General features: G+C 32.9%; 4 protein-coding genes and 1 pseudogene. All 5 read left to right on the forward strand.

The features are described 5' to 3' along the window. The first annotated feature begins 611 nt into the window (after nucleotides 1-611). The 5 genes and pseudogenes from AWW83_RS00720 to AWW83_RS00740 all read left to right on the forward strand — a co-directional run bounded on the left by AWW83_RS00720 (nucleotide 612) and on the right by AWW83_RS00740 (nucleotide 13,994). Nucleotides 612-1,259 (forward strand): hypothetical protein, encoded by a 648-nt coding sequence (locus AWW83_RS00720; protein ID WP_092346932.1) that lies wholly within the window; start codon nucleotides 612-614, stop codon nucleotides 1,257-1,259. A gap of 274 nt (nucleotides 1,260-1,533) precedes the next feature. After that, nucleotides 1,534-4,764: a helicase-related protein gene (locus AWW83_RS00725; protein ID WP_092346935.1), complete on the forward strand. Its 3,231-nt coding sequence runs from the start codon at nucleotides 1,534-1,536 to the stop codon at nucleotides 4,762-4,764. An 18-nt stretch (nucleotides 4,765-4,782) separates the two neighbouring features. Next, a pseudogene (locus AWW83_RS00730) lies at nucleotides 4,783-8,251 on the forward strand (Eco57I restriction-modification methylase domain-containing protein). Further along, nucleotides 8,248-11,199, forward strand: coding sequence for a KAP family P-loop NTPase fold protein (locus AWW83_RS00735; protein ID WP_092346938.1), 2,952 nt, complete (start codon nucleotides 8,248-8,250; stop codon nucleotides 11,197-11,199). Before AWW83_RS00730 ends, AWW83_RS00735 begins: the two are co-directional and overlap by 4 nt. A gap of 404 nt (nucleotides 11,200-11,603) precedes the next feature. Continuing rightward, nucleotides 11,604-13,994 (forward strand): T9SS type A sorting domain-containing protein, encoded by a 2,391-nt coding sequence (locus AWW83_RS00740; protein ID WP_092346941.1) that lies wholly within the window; start codon nucleotides 11,604-11,606, stop codon nucleotides 13,992-13,994. Nucleotides 13,995-14,016 lie beyond the last annotated feature (22 nt).

Raw genomic sequence — 14,016 nt, forward strand, 5'->3', positions numbered from 1 at the left:
ATTAACAATCTCGCCTGCGCCTCTTGTATTAATCTTAAAGTAAATCATAACACCTATAATATACAAGGGATTGAAACTGGCTTTACCTATAGTTTTATTTTAACATTTTTCACTGTGTGAATTGAACCTGTGAGGGATTGAAACACAGTTATGGTGTATCCATTATAATCTTCATCAATTGTGTGAATTGAACCTGTGAGGGATTGAAACTTTATAATTTCAAATTTATTTTCCTTATAGTGCTTATGTGTGAATTGAACCTGTGAGGGACCAAAGTAGCGATTGAAGTAAAGATTCCAAAATTAAGTTTAATTTTCACGCTTCTAAAATTCTCGCATTAATGGCTAATTCAAAGAGAAAAGATACAGGGGGACAAGTCAAAAAATGTAAATTAGGAACAAATTCAACTCGCCACTTGTTTTTTCTTTTGGTTAAACGGGAGAACAAAATTCATCTACAACCATGAACACAAAAAACTAAACCGCCGAAATTTTCTTAAAATAACTGGCTTAATCTCCCTTTCTCCACTCCTTAACTCATGCTCAAACCCTGTTATCTCTTCAATCTTTGACAGAGCAACAAAATATCAGCCTAAACCTAAAGTTGACATCTTGATTGAAGGGAACACTCAAAACATCGCCACAACTATCAGAGGGAAATACCAAATTTTAAAATCAATTGCAGAAAATCCTGGGAAAGAGCTTAAAATCGGATACGAATCACCCTCTGGTTACGGAATCTTGCGAATATCTTTCGTAAAAGATAATCTTGCATCTTATCCGCATCTTAAAATCATAAACGAAAGAACGGGCGAGATTGCAAACATTCTTTGGGGAATGGATGGAATTTATCCGTCAATTAAATTCGTTGATTCAAAAGGGAAGACGATAACAAAGAATGGATATGAACTTGAATTTCCTCTCAAACTTAAAAATCTTCCATCAACTAATTCAACTCTTTCTGCAAGGGACTGGCTTTTGATTGGGTTGAAAGTTTTTGCGGTTGCACTTGCCATTTGGCTTGGACTTTCAATTTCAAAACTTGTCATTTCAGCGCTTTCATTCCTTGCTTTCAATGCACTTGTAATTGGACTTTTGATAGTTAGTTTAAGCGTTGTAATCCCACTTGTCAAATGGATTCTTGATGTAATGGGTATAACTTTTGATGATGTCATATCAATTTTTGAGCAGACAATTGATTTAATCGTTTCAACTCTTTTAAGTATAGTTGACTACTTAACAAATTATTTTAAAAAGTAAATTCTCCAAGAAAGGGCTTGTTTATACAATCAATCCTGCTCTTTATGTTTAATAGGGATTGGAATCAATGGGGCGCGTAAAAAGCAAAATTCCTCTTGACTTTACTATCCAAAATTTTTAACTTACAAACAAAAATTTTCGGAGTTTATTTGGGAGATAAGGTAGAGCAAAAATATAAATTGATTTTGCATATGCTTGTTTTAAAGATTTTTTATTGCTTGTAGCCCTTCATCTTAATGTTTATCCATTATCGGATAACAAAAAAGGCAGGTCTATGTCAAAGCGGGATAGTTTTGATTTAACATTTATTACAAACGAAAATGGAAAAACCCTCAAAGACAGGTTCATTGAACTAATAAAAGATTGTCAAACATTTGACTGCATAGTCGCTTACTTCAAAGTCACGGGGTTCTACCAAATTTATAAAGCTCTTGAAAATACACAGAAAATGAGAATTTTGGTCGGAATTGGAACAGATAAAGAAACATTTGATTTAATTGAATCCACAAGAGAAAATAATCTCTTTTCCCATCCCGAAACAAAAGAGCAAATAAGCAAAATTATACAAGAAGAGTTTGAATTCTCAGAAGATAAAAAAGAATCAGAAGAAGGAGTTCTGAAATTTATTGAATGGATAAAACATGGAAAGATAGAAATAAGAGCTTATCCTAATAAACACCTTCACGCAAAAGTATATATTATGACATTTAAGGAAGGTGATAGAGATGTCGGAAGAGTGATAACAGGCTCAAGTAATTTTACATATTCAGGACTTGTTGATAATCTTGAATTTAATGTTGAACTGAAAAATAGGGCTGATTATGAGTTTGCAAAACAAAAATTTGAGGAACTTTGGGAAAAATCTGTTGATATATCAAAAAAATATGTTGAAACAATAAATGAAAAGACATATATCAATTCAAGTATTACTCCCTACGAACTTTACCTGAAATTCTTGTATGAGTATTTTAAAGATGAGCTATCAAGACACGATAAAGTTTATTTAAAGTATTTACCTTCAAATTTTAAACGGCTTGAATATCAAGAACAGGCAGTTCTGAATGCGAAGAAAACCCTTGAAGAATACGGTGGTGTTTTCCTTTCTGATGTTGTTGGATTAGGAAAAACTTACATTGCAGCTATGCTCGTAAATCAACTTGATGATGGGAGAACTATCGTTATTGCTCCGCCTTCACTTCTCAACAAAAATAATCCGGGTTCTTGGCCCAATGTATTTGATGAGTTTCGCATAAATGCCGAATTTATTTCCATAGGCAAACTAGAAGATGCACAGAGATATATTGAAAAATATGAAAATACAGATTATCCCGTTAAAAACATCGTTATTGATGAAGCCCATAGGTTCAGAAATGAACTTACTATAAGTTATGAAAAACTGGCTCAAATATGCAGAGGCAAAAGGGTTATTCTCGTTTCAGCAACACCATACAACAACTCCCCAAAAGATATAATCTCGCTTCTAAAACTCTTTCAAAATCCGAGAAAAAGCACAATTCCCGGACTTCCCGATCTTGAAGGTTTCTTCACAAAACTTCAAAATCAAATTGAAACTAACAGGCATGAAGATTACAACGTTTTTCTTGAGACAACCAAAAGAGTTGCAAGATTGATCAGAGAAAGGGTTTTAAAATATCTGATGGTAAGAAGAACAAGAAAAGAGATTGAAAAGTATTTTGCAGATGATTTGAGGAAAAATAATATAAAATTTCCAGAAGTTGAAGACCCAAAGCCATTTTACTATGAACTGAATGAGCAAGAGGATGAAATTTTTATGGAAACTGTTAAGCTCTTAACACGAAAACTCACTTATGCCCGATATATGCCCTTGCTTTACTTAGAAAAACCAATCACACCCCTTATTGAGCAATCTCAACGCAATATGGGTGGTTTTATGAAGGTTCTTCTTGTAAAACGACTTGAAAGTAGTTTCTACGCTTTCAAAAATAGCATTGAAAGGTTTATTCGTTCCTACGAACTATTCATTAGAGCCTACAAAGAAAATCAAAGTGTCTATATCAGTAAAGATTATATAAATAAAATCTTTGAGCTTCTTGAAAGAGGTGACGATGCGGAAATTCAGAGATTAATTGACGAAGGAAAAGCTGAAAAATATAACGCATCAGATTTTAGAGAAGATTTCATAAAAGATTTAGAAAACGATTTTGAAACTCTAAAACGAATAAAAGAAATGTGGGATTCAATCAATAGAGACCCAAAACTTGAAAAACTCCTTTATGAACTTGAAAAAAATCCAATACTCAAAGATAAAAAAATTGTCATCTTCACAGAGTCAAAAGAAACCGCTGAATATCTAACTGAAAATATAAACAAAAAATTCGGCAGAATTTCTCTGCTCTTTCACGGCTCATCCCCCGAAAGCGTAAAAGATGAAGTTATTGAAAACTTTGATGCAAGAGCAAGAAATAAAAAAGATGATTATAGAATTCTCGTCTCAACCGAGGTTCTATCAGAAGGTGTAAATCTCCACAGGTCTAATGTTGTGATTAACTACGATATACCTTGGAACCCAACAAGACTTATGCAAAGAGTTGGTAGAATAAACCGTATAGATACTCCTCATGATAGAATTTACACTTTTAATTTCTTTCCGACAAAGCAGGCTGATTCGGAAATTGAACTTACAAAAATAGCTCGTTCAAAAATAACTGCGTTCTTAACTTTGCTTGGTGCTGATTCTGCAATTTTAACAGAAGGAGAACCCGTAGCATCTCACGAACTATTTGATAAACTTCTTTCAAAGAAAACCATTCTTCAAGATGAAGAAGAAGAGAGCGAATTGAAATATCTCAAAATTATTGAAGATATAAGAGATAATAATCCGAAACTTTTTGAAAAGATAGAACGACTTCCTAAAAAAGCTCGTTCGTCAAAGCTTTTCAAAGATGAATATAAAAACTATGACATAAACCCCGCTTCGCTCCTTACATTTTTCAGGAAAGGAAAACTTATGAAATTCTTTCTATCAGATAAAGAAAGAACCGTTGAACTTGATTTTCTAACAGCTGCAAAAATACTTGAAAGCCAACCCGATGAAGAAAGAGAAAACCTTCCGCTTGATGAATACTATGAACTGCTTGATAAAAACAAAACTCAATTTTACAATTCAACTATTGATGAACTTGGTGAATTACAGGGAAAAAAGGGAAGAAGCACTGAAAAAGAACTTATTAAAATTTTGAAAGCTCTGCTGAAATTAGAAAATCTCACCGAAGATCAGGAAGATTACCTTAAAAGCGTCATATCACAACTTGAAAAAGGTGCTATACCTAAAAAAACGGCTCAGAGAATTATGAGAGAAATCCAAAAATTAAAAGAACCCAAAAGAATAAATGAAAACCCATACGAAGTCATAGCTGTTTTGAAAAAATCAATAGATCCGTTGTTTCTTAGAGGACATCTTGCAGAATTTTACTCGGAGTATGAACAAAAAAGAGAAGTGATATTATCTTTATATTTAAAATAAAAAAATTTGGAGGGAAAAATGAATAGGGGACAAGCGAAAAGATTAATAATTGAAACATTTGAAAATCCGTTCAATAAAGAAAAATTTGTAAAGTTTATTTCAAATTTACTGAAAAGCTATGATAGGGGAAAGGCGCTCTCTCCAAGAAATGGAATTCAGGGGGTGACAGAAAAATATATTGATTTTATAGTTTCATGGGAAAGAATTGGTAGGTATGAGGTTGATGACAAAAAAATAGATATTTTGATAGTTAAGTTGAAAAAGGGAATTTCGTTATATCGTGCTCGCTCCGCTCAGAGAAATTTCATTGCCAACTATCTAAAAGGAAAGTTAGGAACAAATACTGTAAAAGACGCAGCATTGGTTGCATTCTATTCAGATGATTCCGAAGATTGGCGTTTCTCTCTTGTTAAATTGGAATATCGTTTTGGAAAAACCCCATCAGGTAGAATTAAAGCAGAAGAAGAATTTACACCGGCAAAAAGATGGTCATTTTTAGTTGGTAAAAATGAAAAAAGCCATACAGCCCAAAGCAGATTCTTGCCTATACTTGAGAATGATGATTGGAGACCAACCCTTGAAGATTTAGAAAAAGCTTTTGATGTTGAAGTCGTAACAGAAGAATTCTTTAAAAAATACAGAGACTTGTTTATAAGAACGAAGCTTGAACTTGATGAAATTGTAGAAAATAACCAAAGGGTTAAGCAGGAGTTTCAGAATAAAAACATCAATACAGTTGACTTTGCTAAGAAACTTCTCGGTCAAATTGTTTTCTTATACTTTCTTCAAAAGAAAGGCTGGTTTGGTGTTGAAAAAGGGAAACCATGGGGAACAGGACCAAAAGATTTTATAAGAAGATTATTCAACAAAGAATTTGGAAATTACAAAAACTTTTACAACGATATCCTTGAACCTTTATTTTATGAAGCATTAAGAACTGATAGAAGTGCAGATGACCATTATTACAGCAGATTTAATTGCAAAATTCCATTTCTAAACGGTGGTCTTTTTGACCCACTAAACAATTTTGATTGGGTAAATGTGGATATACTTTTACCAAACGAACTTTTCTCAAATAAAAACAGAACAAAAGAAGGTGATATTGGAGATGGAATTCTTGATGTATTTGATAGATATAACTTTACCGTAAGTGAAGAAGAACCGCTTGAAAAAGAAGTAGCTCTTGACCCAGAGCTTCTTGGAAAAATCTACGAAAAGCTAAATGCTATAAGACCAGATAACTTTGATGAATATCTTAAAGTTTTAAAATCAGGCAAAAAAGGAGAAGAGATGAAATTTAACAAAGAGTATGGGGTTTATTATACACCAAGAGAAATTGTTCATTACATGTGTCAGGAGAGCTTGATAAATTATCTTGAAACGGAACTTTCTGGAAAAGTTCAAAGAAAAGACATTGAGGAGTTTGTAAGATATTCAGATTTGATTTTAGAGCACGAGAGAATGGCTAATGAAAAGAGAGAAAAAATTGAAAGAGGAGAGCAGAAGGAGACAAAATACGAACATAAAATGCCAGAAAGCATTATTCAAAATGCAAAACTGATTGATAAACTCCTTGGTGATCTAAAAACTTGTGACCCCGCAGTTGGCTCTGGTGCTTTTCCAATAGGTATGATGCATGAGATTGTGAAATTAAGACAATTGCTCTCGGTTTATCTTAACAAATCAATTAACACTTATGACCTAAAACGCCATTGCATAGAAAACTCTCTCTATGGAGTAGATATTGATCCTGGAGCTGTTGAAATTTGCAAATTAAGGTTCTGGCTTTCGTTGATTGTAGATGAAGAAGACTTTTATAACATAAAACCACTTCCAAACCTTGATTATAAGGTTGTTTGTGGAGATTCGCTTTTAGGGTTACCCGAAAATATTTTCCCAAATGATGCAATTAGCCGTCAAATAGAGGAAAAGAAAAAAATTCTCTTTTCTACCACTGTTCCAGCAGATAAACAAAAAATTAAAAGGGAGATTGAGGAATTATTTGTTCAACAAATAAAATTTATGCAACAGTTTAACCCTGAGATAATAGATATAAGTTTTGATTTCAGAATACATTTTTCAGAGATATTTCGCGAACCTAGAAATGGCTTTGACATTTTAATTGCAAACCCGCCGTATGTGAGACAGGAAAGAATAAAACATCTAAAACCACAGCTCCAAAAATTTTTCCCTGACTTCTACAATTCAACATCCGACTATTATACTTATTTTTACAAAAAATCTTATAATATTTTGCGAAATAGAGGGATACTTTGCTTTATCTCAAGCAATAAATGGATGAGAGCAAAGTATGGAGAGAAACTAAGAAAACTTTTAAAAGAAAAAACAAAAATAAAAGAACTTATTGATTTTTCTGGCTATAAGGTCTTTGAGCAAACCGTTGATACAAATATAATTATTTTTCAGAAAGAAGAACCGGAGAGAAACCATGCTTTATATTTTGTAAATGTCAAAAGCGATGTGGATGATGTAATAAGCTATATTCAGAATAATAAACAAATCATCTTACAGCAAAAACTCTCCGATAACGCATGGACTCTGGCAGAAGACGAGGTCCTGGCACTTAAAGAAAAGATTGAAAAAAATAGGCAAACCTTTGAAATATTGGAATGTGAAAATTTACCGTGGAGTTTTAACTGGCTACAATGAGGCATTTATCATTGATACAGAGACAAGAAACAGAATTTTGGCAAACTGCAGGACAGAAGAAGAAAGAAAAAGGACAGAAGAAATTATTAAGCCAGTTTTGAGAGGTAGAGATATTGAAAAGTGGAGATATAATTGGGCAGGGTTGTGGTTGATTAAAATTGAATCTGGTTGGACAAATAAAAATCGTGGAAAAGTAAAGCCAGAAGAATTTTTCAAAAAGATGTTTCCCAGTATTTATCAACATCTAATTTCATTTGCCAATAAAGAAATTGAAGACAGAAGAAAAGGACTTTTAAATCGTGATGACCAAGGAGATTATTGGTGGGAATTGCGAGATTGTGATTACTACCCCGAGTTTGAAAAGGAAAAGATTGTGTGGCAACATGTAAGTGGTAGATATCCTTTTGCATATGTAAGCAAAGGTATTTATCTGAATAATGCTCTATTTATGATAACTCACAATAGAGGAAACACAATGGAGTTAAAGCTTATATTAGCTATTTTGAATAGCAAATTGGGTGATTACCTTCTAATGACTTTTTCAAGATTATCAACAATAGGAAAATACGCATATGGTGCAAAAGATGCTATTGAAAAAATCCCCATCCACCCCATCACCCCTCAAAACCAGCACATAGTCAAAAAAATAGAATCTCTTGTTTCCCAAATCCTCTCCCTCACCCAATCTTCTGATTACGAAACAAACCAACAGAAGCAGGCAAAAGTGAAAGCACTTGAAAGACAAATTGACCATCTTGTATATAAACTTTATAATTTAACAGAGGAAGAGATTAAAATTATAGAAGGAGAAATATGATAGATAAAAAATTTAAAATAAAGCCTATTCCAGACAGTGAAATAAACCTATCGGAAAATGATATTCTTGGCACTTCCGTTTATGTGGAAACTATCAAGCAAATAATAGAAAATCCAGAAACACCAACACCATTAACAATTGCTCTCTTTGGTTCGTGGGGGTCAGGGAAATCATCCATCATAAAAACACTTGAAGAGATTTACAAGAAAGAAACCAAAAACATTAAGTTTTTTGTATACGATGCTTGGAAATACTCAAAAGATGATTTTAGAAGAACATTTATTTTAGATTTAAGAAAAAATTTTGGATTAACTACAAAAGAAGAGGAAGAATTATTTTATAGAGATAAATCTGAAGAGATACGATTTAAACCAAGGCTTGACATATGGACTGTTATTATATTTATATTCTCGCTTCTCTTAACCTTTTTAACTTCCTACTTTTTAAAACTTGCCAGTGTTTTAAATAACATTTTAGGTGCTTTATCCTTTTCAACATTATTAAGCGTTTTGTTTTCCTTTTTTAGGAGTGCTCTGATTTATCATAAAATAGCTATCACTACATCTAAACTGTTTGCTCCAGAGCAGTTTGAAAATAGGTTTAGGAATACTATTAATGAAATTATAAAGAATGGAGAAAAATTAGTTATCGCCATAGATAATATTGATAGATGCCATAAAGAACAAGCTTTTGAAATTCTTTTAACTGTAAAAACCTTTCTTGGGCATAAAAATGTTATTTTCATTATCCCGGTTGACGATAAAGGGTTTAAATCTTATTTACAAATGTCAAATAGAGATGCAGATGAGTTCTTGCGAAAGCTTTTCAATGTATCAACTACTATCAGAAGCTTTTCTTCAAGCGAACTATATGATTTTGGTCTTAAATTATGTGAAAAATATGAAATTGATTTTCCCAAAAAAGAAACAGTTATTTCTTTAATCTGTCAAGAATTTTCAAGAAACCCGAGAAGAATAATTCAGTTTTTAAACAATTTACAAGTTGAATATAATTTAGCAATAGAGCAGGAAAAAGGGGGATTTATACCTTCTGGTTCAATTACCAACAATATAGAAATGCTCGTTAAATTACTTATTATAAGAGAAGAATACCCTGAACTTTACGAAAAGATGAAAGACAATAAATCTTTACTTCAAACTATAACTGATGATTTAAAAGCAGGTAGATTTAACAAAAATGGTGAATTATGGGATAATGGAAATATAAAACTCACAGAGGAAGAATATAGATTTTTGATGAGAACCGCCAACATCGTATTAGATGAGGCAAGATTAGAACCATTTTTTATTGTTAAAGATATTTTTAAAGATGTTCCTGATAAAATTGAAGAACTAGTTCTAAGTCAAGATTGGAAGTCTATTAAAGAGTATATAGATAAAGGGCAAGTTACATTTGATAAACTAATATATTTTATTGAAACCAAAATAGATGAAGATGTAATAAAAAGAAAACTTTACGATACTTCTGGATTTAATCTTCTGTCATTACTGCTTAAAATTATAGTTGATAAGGGAGATGAAAATTTTGCTCTGCGAGACAAAATCATTTCTTTTTTGAATATCAAACATCTCTGGAAAAATCCTTCTAACTACCCAATTAAAGAGTTAGCTCTATCTTTAAGATGGCTAAAGACTAAAGGAATAGATGAACCCATAAACTATGTTATAGAAGCGATGAATAACACCAAAAATTTGACAGATAAAAATTTGATAATTTTATTGAAAGAATTCATAAATGTTTTTAAAAAGGACGAAACCATACTTTCCAAAATTAAAGATAAGTTTTCTGAAATTTTATTAAAAGATTTTACTTTATATAATGACTTTAAGGATATTATAGAAAGTGAAAGCATAAAGTATCTTCTTGATAATAACTTTGTTAAACAGATAATCCCCACACTATCTCAGGATTTTAATCAAAATCTAACCAAGGAAAAAATAAAAATAATTAAAGCTTTAAATAAACACGAAGTACTGGATGATGATAACATTATTCAATATATCAATAGATGCATTCAATATGCTGGGATTTTACAAAATTATAACAACTGGATCATCTTTGGGTTCTGGCTTGAAGCATTAGTTGGTTTTGTGAATAAATTAAAAAATAACAATACATTATCTAATCTTTATAGCTTTCTATCTCAAAATTATAACTTTCTGATTACAAATTACAATAATGGATACTTTGGGGAAGATCAAATTAAAGTTTATAAAGCTTATATAAATGTGCTTGGGGAATTTTATTTATCAACAGATCATTCTAATTATAGACAAAATATTTCAAGTTGGCTTAATGCTTTTAGTAATCCAATTAATTTAGATGTTTTTTCGCAAGTTTATAAGGTTTATAGAAAAATAATCAGCGAAACCCAAGATTGGCAAACACTTATTCAGTTTATAATTAATCAACTTATTAATCAAAATAACTGGGACTATAAGAAAGTTATTATTGAAACTGTTAATTTGACGCTTACTAAAACAAACGAGAATAAAGGTTTAAATCAAGCACAGATTAATCAAGTATTATCACATTATTTTGATTTATTTATAAAGGGCAACGAGGAGATTGAAAAATATATTTTAGAAATTTCTCAAAGTGAATTTATTGGAAATAAGGTAATAGATTATCTCTTAGATTTACCTTCAAACTATCTGGAAAAAGTTCTTTCAATCTTAGAAAGCTTAATTGATAAATATGGATTTGAAAGGTTTTATCCAAAAATTAAAGAGTTACTTGCAAGTTCCAATCCGAGAGAACAAGAAATGGGTATAGAATTACTACATATTTTAAAAGAAAAAATACCAAACGATAAGAAAGAAACAATTAAACATCTCCTTTCTGACATAGATTTAGAAAAAATTACAGACGAAGCACGACAAAAATTAAAAGCTATTGAGAAGTATTTACAATCAAACACGGGGTAGAAGAAATTTATGTCTGAGAAGTCATTCAAAGTTGGAGTTAATCCAGCAGTTATAAAATGGGCGAGAGAGCACAGGAGATAGATTGTTGAAGAAGTATCTAAAAAGAAATTGAAGATGGTAAAAGAATTGCCAACTTTGGGGCATATTAAGATTCTTGCTTTTTAAACTTATCAAATCAAACCGGATAGAAAACTTCAGAGACAAATTTGCTTGAGTTTGGGTAAAGGGAAATGATGAAATGTAAAAACTTGCTTTAATCAACTTTGGAAATGTTTGGCATTGGTTTTAGATCTCTTTAATTGAGGTATCATTTTTTGATGTGATATAAAGCACAAAAAAATCTTGAAAAATTTTTAAAATTTTAATTGAATTTCTTACAGTTTAACAAAAACGGAGGTGCTACAATGAAAAAAGCATTCGTTTATCCGCTTTTGTTCATCCTTTTAGTGTTTAACTCTTTTTCTCAAGTAAAGTGGGTCACCAGATCTGGCTGGCTCAACGATATTTCCGACGATGGTAAAGTTGCAGTGGGTAGCGTAGAGAGTACTTATGGAACTCCAACTATCTTTTTTATCTATCCTGATAGCGTAACTTACCAAAACTTTGGTTGGTGGCTTGGTGCAATGACAAGTGTTTCGTCTGATGGGAAAGTAGCTGTTGGTGGATATTATAGTTATGAAACGCGTAACGCTTATGTCTGGTTTGCCAATTCTGGATTTAGTTTATTACCTGGTTCACCATCTGCTCAAGCATTCGCTATCACAAGTGATGGCTCATTAGGTTTTGGGTGGTCACTTTTTACCTATGGTTGCCCACGAGATCCAAATAGCTACAGACATCATTGGCCAACTGTATGGGATTTGAAAGCAAGTCCAATTACAAGAAGCGATCTTCCAAATCCAAGTCCAATTGACTCTAACTGTGGTGCTGTATACGAAATTTGGGATGTATCCGATGATGGAAAAACTCTTTTGCTTCTTGGAAGTTGGGGTTGGCAAGATATAAAAGTAGTTCATCTTAAAAATGATGGTTCTCTTGATTGGTGGGTTTCACTTAATGGACCAACAGGTTATCCATACGCTCGGGCAGTATCGATCTCAGGTGATGGGACTATCGTTGTTGGCTATGTAGATAGCATAAATATAAACTTCAATGAGCCAGTACCAGTGATGTGGAGGGCATCAAACAATTGGCAACCTGAAATACTTGCAAGATTTCCATATATGAGAGCTCGTGCTTATGATGTTAATACAAACGCTGGAATTATTACTGGAACAGCTATGACGCCTGGATGGGTTTGGGAAGCTGTTATCTGGGATATATCAACGGCAACTCAACGAGTGAAGCGAGTTTCAGATTTTTATGAAGTTGATGGACGACTTGAAAGTGCTGGGAGAATTTCAAGAAATGGTCGCTTTGTGATAGTCAAAGGTGTTGATAAAAATAATCAAGGTGGTTGGGGTGTGCTTGACTTGACATTGAGAAAGGATTATAAAAATAGCGTCAATGGTCGTCTTCTTTGGCTTGGAAAACTTCCATATTCATATAGGATTACTCCAACAGCTGTCTCTTCAGATGGCTCGGTTGTTACTGGTTATACAGGAGATGGAGCAAGTGGAACAAACAAATCTTTCAGATGGACACAGCAAACGGGTCTTGTTCCATTAAGGGGTCACCGATATCTTGATGATTGGGCGAATTCAATGACGCCAGATGGAAAATTGATAGTTGGACGAGCTGCTTTTTACGAAGGCTCTTCCGTGGTAGATCGTACATTTGTTTGGAGAGATACGACAGGTGCTCTTGAAAATCTTTTGCCTAACATTACATCAATCGCAAATGATATTTCTTCTGATGGTTCAACAATAGTTGGTTATGCATATCCATCGGGTTCAAAACATGCATATAGATGGAATGTTGTTGATGGATTTCAAGATCTTGGAACGCTTGGGGGTAGAGAAAGCGAAGCTTGGGCTGTTTCTTCCGATGGTTCTGTTGTCGTTGGTTGGTCACAAGATTCATCAGGCTATACGAAAGCATTCCGTTGGGTAAAAGGAATTGGGATGCAGAATCTTGGAATTCAATCAAGAGAAAGTTATGCAACTGATGTTTCACCAGATGGTAAGACGGTGATTGGTTATTTTAGAGCCCCGGATGGTGGATTTAATCTTTTCAGATGGAATGTTTCAAGTGGATTTACTGATTTGGGCAGAAAGGATTGGGGCATTAGCACTGTGTTTGTAGAAGCACCAAAAATGTCAAGCGATGGATCAAGAATAGTTGGGACTTATGCTGTATCCGGTGGGTCAAGACCTTTCCTTTGGACAGCTGATTCTGGATTTATTGATCTAAATCAAATGTTTTCTGACATCTTAAATGATGGTTCTGTTTTAGTTAATGCAACTGCAATTTCTCCAAATGGTAAATTTATCGTTGGGCGTGGATATAATGCATTTAATGGACAGGAAAATGTGTATCTTCTTGAGTTGAATTTCACGACTTCTGTTTTGGAAAAGTCGCAGGTTGTGCCCGTATCTTTTAATCTTTATCAGAATTATCCAAATCCATTTAATCCATCTACAACGATTGAGTTTGACATACCTGAGAGAACATTTGTTAAGTTAGTTGTTTACGATATCCTTGGGAGGGAGATAGCAACAATTGTGGATAAGGAGCTTGATCCAGGTAGGTATAAAGTTAATTTCAACGCAGAGAATTTATCAAACGGTATTTATTTCTACACATTAAAGACGGCAAAATTTACAAAGACTAATAAGATGGTTCTATTGAAATAAAAATTTCAGCCCCGGCTTTATG

Origin of the sequence: Candidatus Chryseopegocella kryptomonas (genome assembly GCF_001536065.1) — a bacterium.
In the GTDB taxonomy this organism is placed as follows: Bacteria; Bacteroidota; Ignavibacteria; order Kryptoniales; family Kryptoniaceae; genus Kryptonium; species Kryptonium kryptomonas.